This window comes from Brevundimonas sanguinis (assembly GCF_029636725.1).
Classification (GTDB): domain Bacteria; phylum Pseudomonadota; class Alphaproteobacteria; order Caulobacterales; family Caulobacteraceae; genus Brevundimonas; species Brevundimonas sanguinis.
Genome location: NZ_CP116770.1, coordinates 2,186,337 through 2,202,954, shown reverse-complemented (window position 1 = coordinate 2,202,954; position 16,618 = coordinate 2,186,337). Strand labels below are relative to the sequence as shown.

Below are 16,618 nucleotides of genomic sequence, written 5' to 3'. Positions count from 1 at the left end.
TGTGTTGGATGGGGCATGTGATCACAGAAGTCACATCATCTAAGGAGTATGAAATAATGCGTAACGTTATTCTCGCCGCCGCCGCTATGTCTGTTCTTGCCGTTCCGGCGTTTTCTCAATCGAATCCTGAGCCGCGCGGCTATGGCTCGCTGGGCTACACGCACATGGAAGGCGACGCCGCCCAGACCGGCGCGGTCAGCGGTCGCCTGGGCGTCGATCTGAACCGCTACCTGGCCGTCGAGACGGAAGTCGGGGTCGGGGTCAAGAATAAGGACATCACCGTCGCCGGCGTCGATGGCCAGATCAAGCACGAGTGGGACGCTGCCGGTTATGTCGTCGGCAAATACCCGATCGGCGACAAGCTGGAGCTGTTTGCGCGCGGCGGCTACGGCCACACCGAGCTGAAGCAGGAACTGGCCGGCGCCGAGACCAAGGTCGGCGGCGACAGCTGGAACTATGGCGTCGGCGCCAACTACTACCTGGACGGCGTGAACGGCGTCCGCGCTGACTGGACCCGTCGTGACTTCCGCGATGACCGCGGCGAGGCTGACGCCTATTCGGTCAGCTACATCCGACGCTTCTAAGAGCGCTCGCTCTTAAAATGACGAAGGCCCGCTCCGGTCGGAGCGGGCCTTTTTCGTTGACGGAACCCTTGAGGCGTCAGGCGACGTCAGGCGCCAGGGCCCAGCGCAGGGAGCCTTCGCCAAACGGGCGCACGAACAAGTCCCGATATCGCTCGAACACCTCGATGATCTTCATCTTGAGGTCGTGAGTGACCGACTCGCCGCGTTGGCGCTTCAGCGCTGCGACGCAGTTGATGACGATATCCTGATGGGCGGAGCCGCCCATGCGTTGCAACACCGTGGCCACGTCGTGCGCCAGCGGATCACTGAGTTTTTCAGCCCAAGGCAAAGCTGTCTGAGTCATTCGGGCTTCATCCCCCCTGTTTCTCGACGCGTAACGGTTTGCAAAATTTTCCGAACAGTGCAAGCGCCGCCGGAAATAATGATTCCTGATTGGCGGAATCAGGGCCGCTTTTGCACAAAAACCGTGCCCGCTGAATAACCTGCGCCGAAGCTGCAGATCAGACCCGTCTCGCCCGGCTCGAAGCCGTCGTGGTGCAGGTGGAAGGCGATGATCGACCCCGCCGAGGAGGTGTTGGCGTAATCGTCCAGGATGATGACGTTCTCGCCGGCCTCAGGCTCGCGACCCAGCACCTTCCTGCCGATCAGGGTGTTCATGTTGATGTTGGCCTGGTGCAGCCACAGGCGCTTGAGCCCATGCGGGTCCAGGCTCAGTTCGGCGGCGTGGTCGAGGATCATCTCCGACACCATCGGCACGACTTCCTTGAACACCTTGCGGCCCTGCTGGACGAACATCTTGTCGCTCAGGCCATCGGACGAGACCGGCTCATGCCCGTCAGTCGGCAGGGCGGCGCGGTTCAGGAAGCCGAAGTTGTTGCGGATGTTGTTCGAGAAGCTGGTCTGCAGCTTCGTGCCCAGAATGTCCCAGCCCCCCGGACCGGCTTGATCCTCGGCCTCGATGATGACGGCGGTGGCCACGTCGCCGAAGATGAAGTGGCTGTCGCGATCCTTGAAGTTCAGGTGCGCGGAGCAGATTTCCGGGTTCACCATCAGCACGGCTTTGACCGAGCCTGAAGCCACGAAGTCCGCCGCCGTCTTGATGCCGAAGGTGGCGGAACTGCACGCCACGTTCATGTCGAAGGCGAAGCCCTCGATCCCCAGCGCCTGCTGCACCTCGATGGCCATGGCGGGGTAGGGGCGCTGCATGTTCGACGCGGCGCAGATGACGGCGCCGATCTCGCTGACCGGCTTGCCCCAGGCCTTGATGGCGTCCTGCGCGGCCTTCACCGCCATCTCGGCCAGGATCGACAGCTCGTCATCGCCGCGCGCGGGCAGATTGGGCAGCATCCGCTCCGGGTCGATGATCCCCGACTTGTCCATGACGTAGCGCGCCTTGATGCCCGAGGCCTTTTCAATGAAGGCTTCGGACGAGGGCGTCTTGGCCTCGATCTCTCCGGCGGCGATCGCTTCAGCGTTGGCGGCGTTCCAGCGTTCGGCCCAGGCGTTGTAGGCGCCGACCAGCTCCTCGTTCGAGATCGACTGTTCCGGCGTGAACAGGCCGGTGGCGGAGATGACGGCTTTTTGCACTTCTTGTTTCCCTAACGCTCGGCGCGCGGCGCCTCGCTGCATGAGGGAACATGGAGTCCCCGGCGCTCGACAAGCCTTATGTCGGCGCCTCGCGGCGAAGTTCGGGCGCCTCGCGGGCCGGACTCAGTCCGTTGCGATGACGAACCTTTCAATAGGCCGGGGGAAGGCTGCGGTCGAGACTGGCCTTGATCCCTCGCCACCAGCGATTGATCCGCCCGCGCGGCGGGGCGGGCAGGGGATGGTCGCGCGCGGCGATCAGGGCCTCGACCAGGTCCTCGGCCTCGCACGGCCAGCCCTCGGGCGTGACATAGACCGGGTAGCCGATCAGGGCGGCGTGGATGACGGATTGCAGACTGGCGCGGCGGATGCGGCGATCGAACGTCAGCTTGTCGTTGGTCAGGCCCCAGCCGGCGTAGAAGGGCCGGCCATAGACGCTGACCGCCTTGCCGCGCATCAGGGCTTCGAACCCGGTCAGGGAGGTCAGGGTCGCCAGCCGGTCGCAGGCGTTCAGACAGTCGATGATGTCCAGATCGTCGGCCGAGGCGTCGACCTCCTCCATGGCCGCATGGTCCAGCAGGCCGGGCCGGTTGCCCGCCGTCACGTCTGGGTGGTTGCGATAGATCAGGAAGGCGTCGGGGTGGTCCGCCCGCGCCGCCTTCACCAGCCCGGAGTTGGTGCGCAGGTCGGGCGCGCAGCCCATCATGATCGAGCGGTCGTTCTCGACCTGACCCACGACCAGCAGGATCGGCCTGTCAGTCGGCCAATGCGCCGGGACGCCCGCGCCCTTCAGATTGTATTTCGACAGACCCGCCTCGACCACGCGGGCGCGAAGCCGCTCGGCCCGCGCCGCCTGATCCGGGGACGGCTCGCCCGCCTCGATCAGGCTCTCCAGACGGCTGGGCCGGGTGGGATCGTAATAGACGCCCTGATCGTCCAGGGCGACCGACAGGGCGCCGAAGAAGTCGGACCCCAGGCCGCGCGAGCGGATAAAGCCGTCCTCCATGCGCACGACCGGCCCTTCGAAGGCGTCGGCGGCGGCGCGGATTTTCGGCGTCTCCTTGCCCGCCCACCAGATCAGCTTGCCGCCCGTCGCCCGCGCATGGGCGACGGCGGCGGATGAACGCCAGAAATAGCGGACGCGGCCCTTGGGCGAGTTCAGCAGGCGGCGCACCGGCGGCCGCTTGGCCGGGGCGAAGCCGACCGCCGCCCAGTCGCCCGCCAGCCGGTCGGCGCGGTCGCGCAGGGCGATCAGCCGCTCCAGCGCCGCTTCCGCCTCGCACCGCTGGCCGGTGATCGGGTCGACATAGCGGGTGTAGCCGATCAGGGCCGCCGCCGCGACCTGCTCCAGATCGCGCCCGACGCCGCGTCGGCCGGTCTCGACCGCGTCCGTGGTCAGCCCCCAGCCCGAATAGAAGGGCGCGCCGAAGCAGCGCACCGGCAGGCCCCTCAACAGCGCCTCGAATCCCAGGGCCGAGGTCACGACATAGACCGCATCCACCGCCGCCAGCAGGTCGGCGGGCCGCACGTCCGTGTCGATCAGGGTGACGCCTTCAAGCTGGTCCGCCGGGATGCAGCCCGACTTGCGCCCCGCCGCCACGGCCGGGTGGCGCTTGACGATCAACTGGGCGTCCGGCTCGTCGCGCCGGGCGGTCGCGAGCATGTCCGAGAAGCTGGCCTCGGTCGCCAGCCCATAGCCGATGGAGGCGTCGCCGAAGGTCTGGTCCACGATCAGCACCCGGCGGCCCGGCTTCAGCAGGTTCGTGTCCAGCGTCCCGCCCATATTGGTCTTGGACACGCCCGAGGCGACGATGCGGTCGATCAGACCGCGCGCGCGGCTCTTCATGGCGGCGTCGCACCAGTCGGGCGCAGTCTGGATCAACTGCTCCAACCGACTGGGCCGGGTCGCGTCGTAATAGACGCCCAGATCATCGACGATCAGGCTGAGGCTGGTCGCCCCGCTCTCGCCGATGCCGACCGAGCGCAGGAAGCCGTCCTCCAGAGCAACGTAGGGTTTGCCCTGTTTCTGCGCCCAGCGTCGGCCCGCCTCCGCCGTCGGCTTCATGCCCCAGCCGAGGACGGCTTCGATCGACGATCCGGGCAGGGCGGACAGGTCGTAATCGGGCAGGAAGGCGGAGAGGAAAGGCACCTTCAGCACCCCCGGCGCACAGACCCAGGCGCGGGTTTTCGACGGGGGCGGAAGCGGTGCGATCATGAGGCTGTGTCTAAGGTCTGCCGTAGAAGGACGCCACCCCGCTCTTCCTTCTCCCCTTGTGGGAGACGGTGGCAGGCGGAGCCTGACGGATGAGGGGTGTGTGCGGTCTCCTATCCGAAAAGGGCTCCAAGCGACGCCGCCAATCTTCCGCCGTCGCGCCGACACCCCTCATCCGAGCGCCTCCGGCGCCCACCTTCTCCCACAAGGGGAGAAGGGCTTAGAGATCCGCCAGTAATTCCTGCGCCTGCCCCAGATGCAGCCGCTCCACCATCTCGCCCTCGACGCGGAGGACGCCCAGCCCGGCGGCTTCGGGCGCGGCGAAGGCGGCGACGACCTTGCGCGCCCATTCCACCTCCTCGACCGACGGGCCGAACGCCGCGTTGGCCCTCTCGATCTGCGAAGGATGGATCAGGCTCTTGCCGTCGAAGCCGTAGAGCCGCCCTTGCGCGCACTCGGCGGCGAACCCCGCCTCGTCCTGGATGCGGTTGAACACGCCGTCGATGACGTTCAGTCCGTTGGCGCGAGCGTGGGCCACGACCGCCGCCAGCCACGGCTTCAGCGGCTCCCGGTCAGGCGCGAGGCCGGTCTTCAGATCCTTGGCCAGGTCGTTGACGCCCAGCATGAGGCCGCTCAGCGCCCCGCCCGCTTCAGCGATGTCGCCAAGGGACACCAGGGCGCGCGGCGTTTCGATCATGGCCCACAGGGCGGCGCCGGGGCGCATTCCCTCCGACAGGGCGTGGACCCTGGCTGCGCTCTCGACCTTGGGCGCGACGATCAGGTCGACGGGCGCGTCGCGCAGGGCCTTCAGGTCGTCGGCGCCCCAGGGGGTGTCTAGGCTGTTGATCCGCACGCCCAGCCGCGGGCCGAAGCCGCCCTCATGCGCCGCGGCGACGGCGGCTGCGCGGGCCTCAGCCTTCATTTCGGGCGCGACGGCGTCCTCAAGGTCCAGCACCGCCACGTCGCAGGGCAGGGTGCGGGCCTTCTCGACCGCCCGCGCATTCGAGGCGGGCAGGTAGAGGACGCTGCGCGCGCGCATCAGACCTTGCCCGTGACGGGGATCAGGGCGCCCGTTACCGCCCGCGCCTCGGGCGAGGCCAGGAACAGGATGACCGCCGCCAGGTCGGCCGGCGCGACCCACTTCGACGGATCGGCGTCCGGCATGTCGGCGCGGTTGGCGGCGGTGTCGATGATGGAGGGCAGGACGGCGTTGACCGTCACCGAGGTCGACTTCAGCTCCTCGGCCAGGGCCTCGGTCAGGCGGTGGACCCCGGCCTTGGAGGCGGCGTAGGCGCCCATGCCGTGCCCGGCCTTCACCGCGCCATTGGTGCCGACGTTGACGATGCGCCCCTCGGCCGAGGCCTTCAGATGGGGCAGGGCGGCGCGGCTGGCGTTCAGCGTCGTCTTGAGGTTGAGGGCGTGCATCCGGTCGAATTCGTCGCCGTCGCCCTCGACTGGGCTCCAGACGAAGCCGCCGGCGATGTTCAGCAGGGCGTCCAGACGGCCGAAGCGGGCGATGACAGCGTCGATGGCGCTCTTGGCCTGGACGGAGTCGGTCAGGTCGACGCCGCCGACCTCCAGCACGCCTTCGGGGACGGCGTGGCCGCTGGCGTGGTCGATGACGGCGACGGTCCAGCCTGCGGTCAGCGCGGCCTCGACCACGGCGCGGCCCAGGGCGCCGTGTCCGCCGGTGATCGCTGCAACCCGTTCGCCCATCGTCTCGCTCCTGAATGGTTCGGCGCGGACCATAGCGGGGCGCGCGGCCCAATCAATCAGGGATCAATCGTCCCACAGCCGCGCGGCGCCGCGCACCCCCGAGGAATCGCCCCACTTCGCCGGAACGATCCGTCCCTCCCAGTGGTCGGAGAAGACATGGCGGGCCACGACCTGCGGCAGGCGATCGTAAAGCTCGCCCACATTCGACATCCCGCCGCCCAGCACGAAGAGCTCCGGGTCGGCCAGATTGACCACCATGGCCAGTCCGCGCCCCAGCCGGTCGATGTAGCGCTCAAGCGCGGCGGCGGCCTGCGCGTCGCCCGCGCGGGCGACGTCGATGATGGCCTGCGCCTTCCACGCCCGCCCGGTCGCAGCTTCATGATCGCGCTGGAAGCCCGTCCCGGACACCCAGGTCTCCAGACAGCCGTGCAGGCCGCACCAGCAGGCGGGGCCGGGCGCCTCGTCCGCTGCGGGCCAAGGCAGGGAGATGTGGCCGATCTCGGCGGCGACCCCGTGCGCGCCCTCGGCCAGCTTGCCGTCGATGACCAGGCCTCCGCCGCAGCCGGTGCCGAGGATGACGCCGAACAGGCTGGCGGCGCCCGCGCCTGCGCCGTCGGCGGCCTCCGACAGGGCCAGGCAGTTGGCGTCGTTGGCCAGCCGCACCGGGCGGCCGAGCGCGGCCTCCAGATCCTCAGCGAAGCGGCGGCCGTTCAGATAGGTGGAGTTGGCGTTGCGGATCAGACAGGTGCGCGGCGAGGGCGAGCCGGGAATGGCCAGGCCGACCGAGCGCGCCGGGCCCGCCCCGGCCTCGACCCGGCGCACCAGGTCGGCGACCAGGGCCAGGGCGGCGTCATAGCTCCCGGGGTTGGGCTCCCGGATGCGCGCGGCGAAGGCGCCGGCCGCGTCCAGCGCCGCCGCCTCGATCTTGGTGCCGCCGAAGTCGATTCCGATCCTCATGGCCGGGAGGTAGCACGGGCGGGGGCAGGCGTCGTGTGCGGAACCCTCTCCCGCCCTAACGCGACCTTATCCGACCTAATCCGCCGTCATCCTCGGGCTTGACCCGAGGATCGAGCGAAGGTCGGGCAGAGGGCCGCTGGTGATGCTGCGCCGTTTCGCCTCGCGCGGTAAGCAGCGCGCGGACGGCTGGATCCTCGGGTCAAGCCCGAGGATGACGGCGTTCAAGGAGGGCGCCCCTCAGCTCGCGCCGAACACCTTGGTCATCAGCCGCTCAAGCGCGTCGGCGTCCACGGCGTCGAAGGCGGCCTTCTCGGTCGCGTCCACGTCCAGCACGGCGATCAGGCCGCCCGCCGCGTCCAGCACCGGGACCACGATCTCGCTGGCCGAGCGGCTGTCGCAGGCGATGTGGCCGGGGAAGACGTGGACGTCCTCGACCACCTGGGTCTGGCGCGTCTTGGCCGCCGCGCCGCAGACGCCGCGCGCGAAGGGGATGCGCAGGCAGCCCAGCGTCCCCTGATAGGGGCCGACCACCAGCTCCTCGTCCTTGGCCGCGTCCACCACGTAGAAGCCGGTCCAGAAGAAGGCCGGGAAGGCGTCGGCCAGCATCGACGCCACGGTGGCCATGCGCGCCGTCAGGTTCGGCTCGCCGTCCAGGACGGCCAGGATCTCGGCCTCGACCTCGGCGTAGCGTTCGGCCTTGTCGGCGGGGCGGTCGTCGCGGGCGACGTAGGACATGAAGCAGGCTCGGCGAAATCAGGACAGGTTGAACGCGCCGCGATCGAGCCGCGGCGTGTCGGCAACATAGTTCTTTGCCGCCGGATCGAAAGGGGGCGGGCGTCAGTCCTCTGGGGGACCGTCGGGTTCGCCGTCCTGATCCTTGTCCGCAGCGCGCCGAGGTCCGGTGATGGCGCGATCCAGCCCGGTGAGCAGGACCGCCAGCAACACAACGCCAAAGAAGAAAAGGCCAAGGTTCATGTGGTTTAGAACGGTCTTTGATTTGCCGAGGTTCCCCTGAACGCGGCGCAGGGGAAACGGGATCGGCGAGGCGCGCGGCGTCTTCCGCGCCGCGCCGACCCCGAGCCCCTTATGGAGCCTTCGCCTCTTGAATCAGCGCAGCGGCTGACCGGAGCGGATGCGGGCGATCACGGCCTCCAGCTGGGCTTGGGGGATTCCGCCGGGGATCAGATTGCCGTTGATGACGAAGGCCGGCGTGCCGTTAAGGGCGAGGGCGGCGGCCTCTCGGCTGTTGAGCAGCAGGACGGCGTCGATGTCCTCGCGATGGGCGGCCAGGTCGCGGTCCAGCTGCTCCATGTCGACGCCGGCTTCCGTGGCGAGCTGACGCGCCTTCTGATTGGTCTGGATTCGATCCGGCGCGCTCATGAAGGCGTTGTGCACCGCGTGGTATTTGTCCTGATAGCCGGCGGCCAGAGCGATGCGCGCCAGGTTCTCGGACACCGGGCCGAAGATCGGCCATTCCTTGTACAGCACCCGCACCTTCGGATCGGCTTCCATCAGGCCGTTGAGCTCCGGGATCATCATTTTGCAGTAGGGGCAGTTGTAATCCATGAAGCCGATGATGGTGATATCGGCCTGTTCGGCGCCGATGAAGGGCGTCGCCGGATTCTTCAGAAGGTCGCTGAAGCCGACCTCTGCGATCATGGGCATGTCCTGCGCGGCGCTGGCGTCGGCCGGACCACAGGCCGCCAGGCTCATCGTCGCGGCGATCATCAGGGCGAGCGCGGGCTTGTTCATGATCAGACTTCTCCGGGTGATGTGACGGCCATCCAGGGCCATGATCTTGGCGAGGCGCGCGCCTCAAAGGTGTGGGCTTCGTCCACGCCCGGTCTTAAGTCAGGCTTAAGACGCAGACGGGTGGGGGATGTTTCGTTTCATTCCAGCCGCGCGATTTCGGCGGCGATGCGCTCCGGCCCGATCTCGCCCAGATGGGCCTTGGCCAGCCGCCCGTCGCTTCCAAGGAAGAAGGTGATGGGCAGACCGACCGTGCCGTAGTGGCGGGGCAGATCCATGTGCGGGTCAAGCAGGACATGCTGCAGCGTCAGGCCCTCGCGCGCCAGATAGGTCCGCACCGTCGCTTCGCCCTCGCCCTGATTGACGAACAGGAAGCGCACGTCGGGATGGGCCTTCTGGGCGGCGGCCAGGGCGGGCATCTCGCGGCGACAGGGCGGGCACCAACTGGCCCAGACGTTGATCACGGTCGGGCGATCGGACGGCGCGGCCAGGTCGAGCGGGGCGTCGTCCAACTGCGCCAGGGTGATTTCGGCGGGAGGCAGGGGCTCGGTCGCGGACGCCAGCTGATGCGCGGCGATCCAGGCCAGGGCGCTGACGGCGACGGGGGCCAGAGCCCAGGCGCGTTCTCTGGCGGTTTTGAGCAGCACCGCCGTCGCCAGCACGACGACCGGGATGACCCAAAGCCAGGCGAACCCGCCCTGCCAGACGGCGAAGGCGCGCAAGGGGTCGGCCTGAAAGTGCGGCCAGTTGGCAGCCACATAGGCCAGGCGCGCGACCAGAACGCCGCCGAAGACGACGACAGTGCTCCATGCGTTGAAGCGGATGCTCACCCGGCTGGCCAGAAGGCCCGAGCCGATGACGAAGACGAAGATGCCGATGATGATGGAAAGCCGCTCGCCGGACAGGACGAGGGGGCCGAGCTCTAGCGCGTTCATCGGGCGGCCTGCGTGCTGTCGAGCGAGGCCAGCACCTTGCTCACGGCGGTCTTGCCGACCAGGCGGGTGGACGCGGGCTCCTGCGATGCGGCCGAAAGGAAGATCAGCGTCGGCGGGCCGACCACGCCGTAGGTTTCCATCAGCTGGCGCGTTTCCGGGGTGTTGTTCGTCACATCGACCTTGATCAGATCGACGTTCTGCAGGGCGGCGAAAACCTGGTCGTCGACGAAGACGTCCCGGTCCATCTGCCGACAGATGACGCACCAGTCGGCAGTGAAGTAGATCATGGCCGGGCGTGAGCGGGCGGCCGCCTCCTTGATGGCGCGCTCCAGCCCGGCAGGGTCCGTGACCACGGCAGCGGGGATAGGCGCCGCGCCCGGTCCGGCGTCGCCGGGCGCCGAGCGGGATGCGAGCGGGGCCAGCGGACGCCAGGGATCGGCGGCGCCCATGCTGAGGCCGATCAGAAGCATGATCCCCCAGGCGGCGACGGCTAATCCGGCGGCGCGGGCGAGCCCCGCCGGACGGCTGGTCGCGGGGCCGCTGAACAGGCCAAGGGCGGCGGCGGCGGCCAGAGCCAGCATCGCGCCCAGCGCCAGCACGACGGTCGGCGGCAGGATGCGGCTCGCCAGCCACCAGGCCATGCCCAGGAAGACGAAGCCGAACAGGGTCTTGACCCGATCCATCCAGGCCCCGGCCTTGGGCAGGAAGCGGGCGCCGGCCGTGCCGAAGACGATCAGCGGCGCGCCCTTGCCCAGCCCCAGGGCGAACAGAGCCGCCGCGCCTAGCCCGGCGTCGCCGGTCTGGGCGATGTAGAGCAGGGCGCCCGCCAGCGGGGCGGTCACGCAGGGACCGACGATCAGGGCCGAGGCGAAGCCCAGCCCGGCGGCCGAGCCGACGGAGCGCCGCCCGGTCCCGTTGTCGCGCAAGAACCGGCTGGTCCAGGCGGACGGCAGCTGCAGCTCGAAACCGCCGAACATCGAGGCGGCCAGCAGCAGGAAGATGATCGACAGGGCGCCGACGGCCCAGACCGACTGAAGCGCCATCTGCAGATTCTGACCCGACCAGGCGGCGGCGACGCCCAGCAGGCCGAAGGCCGTGGCCAGTCCCAGGACATAGGCCGTGGAAAGCACCAGCCCGCGCCGGGTCCCGCGTCCATCGACGCCCCGTCCGATCACGCCGGCCAGGATCGGATACATGGGGAAGACGCAAGGGGTGAAAGCCAGCAACACGCCGAAACCGAAGAAGGCCAGCAGGACCCAGGCAAAGCCCCCCCGATCCGCCAGCCGGTCAACGAAGCCTGGGTTCTGGTCCAGCCGGACGGCGGGCGCGGGCGCTGCATCGGCGGCTTCAGCGACAAGGGATGCTTCGGGCTCTGAAACCGGCGAGGCGTCAGGGGCCGGCTGGGCCTCGGGCGCAGGCGGCGCCTTCAGGGCCAGTGCGGCGGCCGGTTCGGCCGGGGGCTGGGCCGCGCCGTCCCCGGCCTGTCTTGCCGCGCGCGGCATGGCGGGAATCGCGATGGTCCGCGTGGTCGGCGGATAGCAGATCGAGTCTTCCTTGCACCCCTGATAGGTGATGTTGATCGAGCCCGGCGCGCCCGCGCGCTCCAACGTCGACGCCGACAGGCGCGCCTGTCCGGCCGTGCGCCAGATGTCGACCACGCCGAAGCCGGGGTCGTCCTTCTTCTCGCCGGGCTGCAACTGCAGGCTGAGGCTCTCCTCGCCGCCCGGCGCCGTGGCGACGGTGTGATCCCGATAGAGGTAATGCCCCGCAGCTATGGTCCAGCGGAAGGTCAGATCGCCGTTGGTCTCACGCGAAACCTTGAGCGTGAAGGCCTGGTCCGGGGACAGGAAGGACTGGTCCAGGGACGCGAAGGCCTGGGCGCGCCCGACAGATGGGGCGGCCAGCATCAGGGCGAACAGGATCGCCAGAAGGCGCCAGGAAATGAACTTCATGCGTCTCGGGTCGGCGTAAGAGCTTAAGTCAGGCTTAAGCCCGGCGGCGGAAGACATAAGGCATGAGACTGCTCATAGTGGAAGATGATCCGGTGCTTTCGGACGGCCTTCAGGTCGGCCTGACGGCTTGCGGCTGGACGGTCGAGGCCACGACGCGCATCGAGGACGCCCTGGCTGCGCTTGAAAGCTCGGCGTTCGACGCTGTCGTCCTGGACCTCCATCTGCCCGATGGCGAAGGTCTTCAGGTCCTGCGCTTCGTGCGGCAGCGCGACATGGATGTCGGGGTGGTCATTCTGTCGGCGCGCGACGAAAGCCGGGATCGGATCGGCGGTCTTGACGCGGGCGCCGACGACTATGTGGGCAAGCCGTTCGATCTGGACGAACTGGCGGCGCGGCTGCGGGCGGTGCGGCGTCGGCTGCTGGGGCGGTCGCGCCCGGCTCTGACGCACAAGGACGTCACGCTGGACCCGAAGGCGCGGCTGGCCTGGCGCGGCGAAGAGGATTTGCCGCTGTCGCGCCGGGAGTTCGCCATCCTGGAGGCTCTGATGGAAAGGCCGTCGGCTGTGCAGTCGCGGAGCCAGCTGGAAGAGCGTCTGTATGGCTGGCAGGAGGAGATCGGCTCTAATGCCGTGGAGGTTCACGTCCACCACCTGCGGGCCAAGCTGGGTGCCGCCTTCATCCGCACGGTGCGCGGCGTGGGATACACCCTGCGATGACCTCCATCCGGCTCAGATTGTTCGCCATTCTGGCCGTTGTGACCGCATTGGTATGGGGCGCAGCGGTGGTCTGGGTGGAGGTCCATACCCGCCATGAGGTCCAGCGCGTGCTGGACCGGCGTCTGATGGAATCGGCGCGCATGGTGTCGTCCCTGATGCGCACGGGCGAGATGACGCCGGTGGCGAACCCGGCCCTGCCAGGGCCTGTTCCGGCCTATGAGCGGCAGCTGTCGTGTCAGATCTGGACCATGAACGGCGAGTTGATCGCGCGCTCCCAGAACGCCCCCGCCGAGAGCCTGGCGCCGGACGAAGACGGCTTTTCCGAGCGTGTGATCCAGGGCGAGCGCTGGCGGGTCTACACCGTCAACGTGCCCGAGGGCGGCTATCGGGTGATGGTCGGCGACAGTCTGACGATCCGCGAGCATCTGGTCAGCAGCGTGGTCGCGGGTTTGCTCGGCCCGGCGGCCCTGGGGTTGGCGGCCCTGGGCGTGCTGATCTGGTGGTCGGTAGGGGCCGGGCTGCGGCCGGTCCGCCAGATGACCCGCATCCTGACCGAACGGGACGCTGACGACCTGTCGCCGATCGGCGTGGCGCCCGGCGGGTCTGACCTTCAGCCCTTTGTGCAGTCTCTGGACGCCCTGATGGACAGGGTGCGCGCGGCCCGATTACGGGAGACGGAGTTCACGGCCGCCGCCGCGCATGAGTTGCGCACGCCGCTGGCGGGGCTGCGTATCCAGGCCCCGATCGCCGCCGCGACGGCTGATGAGCAGACGCGCCGACATGCGCTGGAGCAGATCCAGGTCTCGGTCGACCGAACCGCGCGTCTGGTCGCCGGCCTGCTGGCCCTCGCGCGGGAGGATGTGACCGCCATCGACGATCGCGAAAAGCGGTGGACGGGGCTGGCGGCGCCTTTCCAGGCTCAGGGGCCGGAACCCCGCCTTGAGGCGCCGCAGGGCGGGATGGAGGTCTTCGCCGAGCCTGTTTCAATCTGGTGGCGGCCAATCTGATGGCGAACGCGCAACAGTTCGCCCGCAGCCGCATCCGCGTGTCGGCTGAAGGAGAGGGGCCGTCCGCCGTCATCGCCATTGATGACGACGGCCCCGGCGTCGCCGCCGCTGATCTTGAGAGGCTGGGCCAGCGATTTTTCCGACCGGCAGGCAGCCCCGGCGGCGGCAGCGGACTGGGCCTGTCGATCGTGGCGTCGGCGATGAAGGCGCACGGGGGCGAGGTTCGCTTCGTTCCCTCGCGGTTGGGCGGCTTGCGGGTGGAACTGCGCGGTCTGCCGGTCAGGACGCGACCGGAACACAGCTGAAAAGCGACCGCCGCCCCTCCGGCGGACGGGCGGCGGCTTGCAGGCCAGCGTTCAAGGCCGGATTTTAGGTGATTTTCTTGGCCACTGTGAAGCCAAGCACCAGGAAGATCGCAAAGATGATCAGCGCCAGAACAGCCAGGAATTTGGCGATGCCCGCCGCGGCGCCCGCGATGCCGCCGAAGCCCAGCAGGCCGGCCACTATGGCGATAATGGCGAAGATGATGGCCCATTTGATCATGTCGTTCTCCTTCGTACCCGAGCGCAACGGGAGGGGACGCTGAGGGTTCCGCCTGGCTTGGCCGTTGGCAAAACAGGAAGCCGCTTGCCTATCGGATATCCAGATACATTATTCGATCGAGGCGCGCCTTCGGCTTGCGCTTGCGCGCGTTCAGTGTTCTGAACGCCCTGTTAAAACCGTCGGAGGGGGAAGCCGATGTTACGCAAGGTTCTGCTGGCGAGCGTCGCCGGTCTGGTGATGTTCGGGGCGTCGGCTCAGGCGACAGCGCAGTCTACGCCCCCGACAGCGGCGGCCACAGCCGTCTGGCAGGACGGCCTGTTCGGCGTGCGGCTGGACCGCGAGAAGGGGCGGGTTCTGGCGCGTCTGTCGCCGCCGGACGCCGAGGGCGTGATCGGGCGATACCTGTATCAGCCGGGCCTGTCGGCGGGGCTGGGCATGGATAACGCCGGGCTGGACCGATCAGGGCTGGGCCAGACGCAGATCGTGGCCTTCCACAAGGTCGGCGGCCGGGTGTTCGCCCGGTTCGAGAATCACCGCTTCCGCGCCCTTGACGCCAGCGACGACGAACAGAGGGCGGTCGCCGCCTCCTTCGCCCCCTCGACCGTCTGGGCGACGGATGTGATCGAGACGGGCGCCGACGGCTCGGTGGTCGTCGATCTGTCCGGCTTCCTGACGCGCGATGCGGTCAATATCGCCGGGCGGCTGAAGCGAGCCAACCTCGGTTCGTTCAAGGCGGCGCAGGATCTGGGGCATCTGGCGCTGGAACAGACCCTGGTCTTCCCCGACAACGTCGAACTTCAGACCGTCCAGACCTTCACCAGCGACGAGCCGGGCGGCGAGCTGTCGCGCATCGCGCCGGATTCGCGCGCGGTCACCCTGACGGTCCAGCACTCCTTCATCCGCCTGCCGGACGACGGCTTCCAGCCCGTGCCGCACGATCCGCGCGGCGGCAGCGTCGGCCAGGCGATGGCCGTCGACTTCGCCGCGCCTCTGGATCAGCCGGTGATGAAGCGGATGGCGCGCCGCTTCCGGCTGGAGAAGACCGACCCGTCGGCCGCCCGTTCGCCGGTCAAGAAGCCGATCGTCTTCTACGTCGACCGCGCCGCGCCCGTCGCCATCCGCGAAGCCCTGATCGAGGGCGGCAATTGGTGGGCGCAAGCCTTCGAAGAGGCCGGGTATCAGAACGCCTTCCGGGTCGAGCTGCTGCCCGAAGGGGCGCATCCGATGGACGCTCGCTACAGCATCATCGCCTGGGTGCACCGCGAGACGCGCGGCTGGTCCACCGGCAGCACCGTCAGCGATCCGCGCACCGGCGAGATCGTGCGCGGCGTGGTGCAACTGGGCTCGCTGCGCGACCGCCAGGACAAGATGATCATCGAGGGGCTGGTCGGCGCCGCGCGCGCCGGGACGGGCGCCGAGGACGATCCGGACCGTCTGGCCTATCACCGCCTGCGTCACCTGTCGGCGCATGAGATCGGCCATTCGATCGGCCTGGCCCACAACTTCGCCGCCTCCAGGTATGAGGGGCGCGCTTCGGTGATGGACTATCCTGCGCCCTGGGTGATCGCCGACGGCGACCGGCTGGACTTCAGCCAGGCCTATACGACCGGCGTCGGTGCCTGGGACCGCTACGCCATCGACTGGCTGTATGGCGACACGCCGGGGCAGGACCCGCAGGCGCGCCGTCTGGCTCTGGCGGCAGAGGCGCAAGGCAAGGGCTATCGGTTCGTCGGCGACAGCGACACCCGCCCGCTGGGCAGTCTTCAGCCCTATGGCGCCATGTGGGACAACGGCGAAGACCCGGTGGCCGAGTTCGCCAACACCCTGGCGGTGCGCCGCATCGCCCTGTCGCGCTTTGGTCTGGGCAACCTGCCGGCCGGAGCCCCGGCGGCGGACCTGCGCCGGGTCATCGTGCCGATCTATCTGTATCACCGCTATCAGACCACGGCGGTCGGGCGTCAGATCGGCGGCGTGGACTACAGCTACGCCGTCAGCGGCGCCGGGCATGAGCGGGCCGAGGTCGTGCCCGCCGACAAGCAGCGCGCGGCGCTGGAGGCCCTGATGCAGGCGCTGTCTCCGGCCGAGTTGGACCTCAGGGACGACCTGATCGACCTGCTGTCCTCGGTCCAGTCGGGCAATCCGGATCGCCAGACCCAGATCGAGCTGTTCGAAGGCAAGACCGACGCCGTGTTCGACCCGTCCTCGGCGGCGGCTGCGGCGACCGAGGTGGTGTTCGAGACCCTGTTGGCGCCCGAGCGGCTGAATCGTCTGATCGAACAGCAGCGCCGCGATCCGGGCCAGCTGGGTCTGGTCGAGACGCTGGATCGGGTGGCGCTGGCCGTCGGTCCGGGCGCCGTCCTCAGCCCGCGACAGGCCGAACTGCGCCGCGTGGCCCGCGCCCGCTACGCCGCCCATCTGTCGGCCCTGATGCAGGGCAAGGACCTGTCTTCGACCGCTCAGGGCGTGGTGCGCGACAGCGCCCGCCGCTTCGGCGAACAGTTGAAACGCTGCCGTGGCGATCGGCTGGAGACGGCGCAGTGCGCCTATCTGGCCGAAGCCCTGACAGGACCGATCGAGGGGCTGAAGGCGCTCAGCGCGACCCTTCCGGTCGCTCAGCCTGTTCCGCCGGGCGCGCCGATCGGCGGCGGCGAGTGGCATTGACG

At 68.8% G+C, this 16,618-nt stretch carries 17 protein-coding genes; 5 read left to right on the top strand and 12 right to left on the bottom strand.

Going from position 1 to position 16,618, the window contains the following annotated elements:
* Nucleotides 1-56: 56 nt before the first annotated feature.
* Nucleotides 57-584: a porin family protein gene (locus tag PIB44_RS10990; RefSeq protein ID WP_278069400.1), complete on the top strand. Its 528-nt coding sequence runs from the start codon at nt 57-59 to the stop codon at nt 582-584.
* A gap of 76 nt (nt 585-660) precedes the next feature.
* On the opposite strand, the gene PIB44_RS10985 is transcribed toward PIB44_RS10990, so the two are convergent.
* The 11 genes from PIB44_RS10985 to dsbD all read right to left on the bottom strand — a co-directional run bounded on the left by PIB44_RS10985 (nt 661) and on the right by dsbD (nt 11,689).
* Entirely contained in the window at nt 661-927 is a 267-nt protein-coding gene (locus tag PIB44_RS10985) for a hypothetical protein (protein ID WP_025977657.1), read from the bottom strand.
* Between the two features lie 98 nt (nt 928-1,025).
* Entirely contained in the window at nt 1,026-2,171 is a 1,146-nt protein-coding gene (locus PIB44_RS10980) for a beta-ketoacyl-ACP synthase III (RefSeq protein WP_278069399.1), read from the bottom strand.
* 148 nt (nt 2,172-2,319) lie between these two features.
* The gene (locus PIB44_RS10975) at nt 2,320-4,383 is read right to left on the bottom strand and encodes a capsule polysaccharide biogenesis protein (protein ID WP_278069398.1); all 2,064 of its coding nucleotides are present in this window, start codon (nt 4,381-4,383) and stop codon (nt 2,320-2,322) included.
* A gap of 217 nt (nt 4,384-4,600) precedes the next feature.
* Nucleotides 4,601-5,419 (bottom strand): HpcH/HpaI aldolase/citrate lyase family protein, encoded by an 819-nt coding sequence (locus PIB44_RS10970; RefSeq protein WP_278069397.1) that lies wholly within the window; start codon nt 5,417-5,419, stop codon nt 4,601-4,603.
* On the bottom strand, nt 5,419-6,096 hold the full coding sequence (locus PIB44_RS10965; RefSeq protein ID WP_278069396.1) for an SDR family NAD(P)-dependent oxidoreductase: 678 nt from the start codon (nt 6,094-6,096) through the stop codon (nt 5,419-5,421). The genes PIB44_RS10970 and PIB44_RS10965 overlap by 1 nt, the downstream gene beginning before the upstream one ends.
* Before the next feature lie 63 nt (nt 6,097-6,159).
* Complete coding sequence (locus tag PIB44_RS10960; RefSeq protein WP_278069395.1) at nt 6,160-7,053, bottom strand: ROK family protein; 894 nt, start codon at nt 7,051-7,053, stop codon at nt 6,160-6,162.
* Between the two features lie 237 nt (nt 7,054-7,290).
* Nucleotides 7,291-7,788: a free L-methionine (R)-S-oxide reductase MsrC gene (gene msrC / locus PIB44_RS10955; protein ID WP_278069394.1), complete on the bottom strand. Its 498-nt coding sequence runs from the start codon at nt 7,786-7,788 to the stop codon at nt 7,291-7,293.
* A gap of 102 nt (nt 7,789-7,890) precedes the next feature.
* Complete coding sequence (locus PIB44_RS10950) at nt 7,891-8,028, bottom strand: hypothetical protein (RefSeq protein ID WP_278069393.1); 138 nt, start codon at nt 8,026-8,028, stop codon at nt 7,891-7,893.
* Nucleotides 8,029-8,160: 132 nt separating this feature from the next.
* Nucleotides 8,161-8,805, bottom strand: a complete 645-nt coding sequence (locus PIB44_RS10945; protein ID WP_278069392.1) for a DsbA family protein — start codon at nt 8,803-8,805, stop codon at nt 8,161-8,163.
* Nucleotides 8,806-8,942: 137 nt separating this feature from the next.
* Nucleotides 8,943-9,737 carry a TlpA disulfide reductase family protein gene (locus PIB44_RS10940; protein ID WP_278069391.1) on the bottom strand — a complete coding sequence of 265 codons (795 nt, stop codon included), beginning with the start codon at nt 9,735-9,737 and terminating at the stop codon, nt 8,943-8,945.
* Nucleotides 9,734-11,689, bottom strand: coding sequence for a protein-disulfide reductase DsbD (gene dsbD, locus PIB44_RS10935; protein WP_278069390.1), 1,956 nt, complete (start codon nt 11,687-11,689; stop codon nt 9,734-9,736). Before dsbD ends, PIB44_RS10940 begins: the two co-directional genes overlap by 4 nt.
* A gap of 62 nt (nt 11,690-11,751) precedes the next feature.
* Between dsbD and PIB44_RS10930 the strand changes: the two genes are divergently transcribed.
* From PIB44_RS10930 to PIB44_RS10920, 3 genes are read left to right on the top strand one after another with little or no spacing between them, the layout of a single operon-like run.
* The gene (locus PIB44_RS10930; protein WP_278069389.1) at nt 11,752-12,405 is read left to right on the top strand and encodes a response regulator; all 654 of its coding nucleotides are present in this window, start codon (nt 11,752-11,754) and stop codon (nt 12,403-12,405) included.
* A complete protein-coding gene (locus PIB44_RS10925; RefSeq protein WP_278069388.1) occupies nt 12,402-13,412 on the top strand; it encodes a sensor histidine kinase N-terminal domain-containing protein in 1,011 nt (336 codons plus the stop codon). The genes PIB44_RS10930 and PIB44_RS10925 overlap by 4 nt, the downstream gene beginning before the upstream one ends.
* On the top strand, nt 13,412-13,717 hold the full coding sequence (locus tag PIB44_RS10920) for an ATP-binding protein (RefSeq protein WP_278069387.1): 306 nt from the start codon (nt 13,412-13,414) through the stop codon (nt 13,715-13,717). The genes PIB44_RS10925 and PIB44_RS10920 overlap by 1 nt, the downstream gene beginning before the upstream one ends.
* Before the next feature lie 64 nt (nt 13,718-13,781).
* Here the strand turns inward: PIB44_RS10920 and PIB44_RS10915 are convergent, their stop codons facing one another.
* Nucleotides 13,782-13,955, bottom strand: coding sequence for a DUF1328 family protein (locus PIB44_RS10915; RefSeq protein WP_025977645.1), 174 nt, complete (start codon nt 13,953-13,955; stop codon nt 13,782-13,784).
* A 195-nt stretch (nt 13,956-14,150) separates the two neighbouring features.
* On the opposite strand from PIB44_RS10915, the gene PIB44_RS10910 reads away from it, so the two are divergent.
* Entirely contained in the window at nt 14,151-16,616 is a 2,466-nt protein-coding gene (locus PIB44_RS10910; protein ID WP_278069386.1) for a zinc-dependent metalloprotease, read from the top strand.
* The last annotated feature ends 2 nt before the right edge of the window (nt 16,617-16,618 follow it).

Excerpts from the sequence above, each read along its gene's own strand:
- PIB44_RS10970 (WP_278069397.1), bottom strand. The coding sequence starts at position 5,419 with ATGCGCGCGCGCAGCGTCCTCTACCTGCCCGCCTCGAATGCGCGGGCG.
- PIB44_RS10975 (WP_278069398.1), bottom strand. The coding sequence starts at position 4,383 with ATGATCGCACCGCTTCCGCCCCCGTCGAAAACCCGCGCCTGGGTCTGT.
- dsbD (WP_278069390.1), bottom strand. The coding sequence starts at position 11,689 with ATGAAGTTCATTTCCTGGCGCCTTCTGGCGATCCTGTTCGCCCTGATG.
- PIB44_RS10990 (WP_278069400.1), top strand. The coding sequence starts at position 57 with ATGCGTAACGTTATTCTCGCCGCCGCCGCTATGTCTGTTCTTGCCGTT.
- PIB44_RS10940 (WP_278069391.1), bottom strand. The coding sequence starts at position 9,737 with ATGAACGCGCTAGAGCTCGGCCCCCTCGTCCTGTCCGGCGAGCGGCTT.
- PIB44_RS10925 (WP_278069388.1), top strand. The coding sequence starts at position 12,402 with ATGACCTCCATCCGGCTCAGATTGTTCGCCATTCTGGCCGTTGTGACC.
- PIB44_RS10915 (WP_025977645.1), bottom strand. The coding sequence starts at position 13,955 with ATGATCAAATGGGCCATCATCTTCGCCATTATCGCCATAGTGGCCGGC.
- PIB44_RS10965 (WP_278069396.1), bottom strand. The coding sequence starts at position 6,096 with ATGGGCGAACGGGTTGCAGCGATCACCGGCGGACACGGCGCCCTGGGC.
- PIB44_RS10920 (WP_278069387.1), top strand. The coding sequence starts at position 13,412 with ATGGCGAACGCGCAACAGTTCGCCCGCAGCCGCATCCGCGTGTCGGCT.
- PIB44_RS10930 (WP_278069389.1), top strand. The coding sequence starts at position 11,752 with ATGAGACTGCTCATAGTGGAAGATGATCCGGTGCTTTCGGACGGCCTT.
- PIB44_RS10950 (WP_278069393.1), bottom strand. The coding sequence starts at position 8,028 with ATGAACCTTGGCCTTTTCTTCTTTGGCGTTGTGTTGCTGGCGGTCCTG.
- msrC (WP_278069394.1), bottom strand. The coding sequence starts at position 7,788 with ATGTCCTACGTCGCCCGCGACGACCGCCCCGCCGACAAGGCCGAACGC.
- PIB44_RS10985 (WP_025977657.1), bottom strand. The coding sequence starts at position 927 with ATGACTCAGACAGCTTTGCCTTGGGCTGAAAAACTCAGTGATCCGCTG.
- PIB44_RS10945 (WP_278069392.1), bottom strand. The coding sequence starts at position 8,805 with ATGAACAAGCCCGCGCTCGCCCTGATGATCGCCGCGACGATGAGCCTG.
- PIB44_RS10960 (WP_278069395.1), bottom strand. The coding sequence starts at position 7,053 with ATGAGGATCGGAATCGACTTCGGCGGCACCAAGATCGAGGCGGCGGCG.
- PIB44_RS10910 (WP_278069386.1), top strand. The coding sequence starts at position 14,151 with ATGTTACGCAAGGTTCTGCTGGCGAGCGTCGCCGGTCTGGTGATGTTC.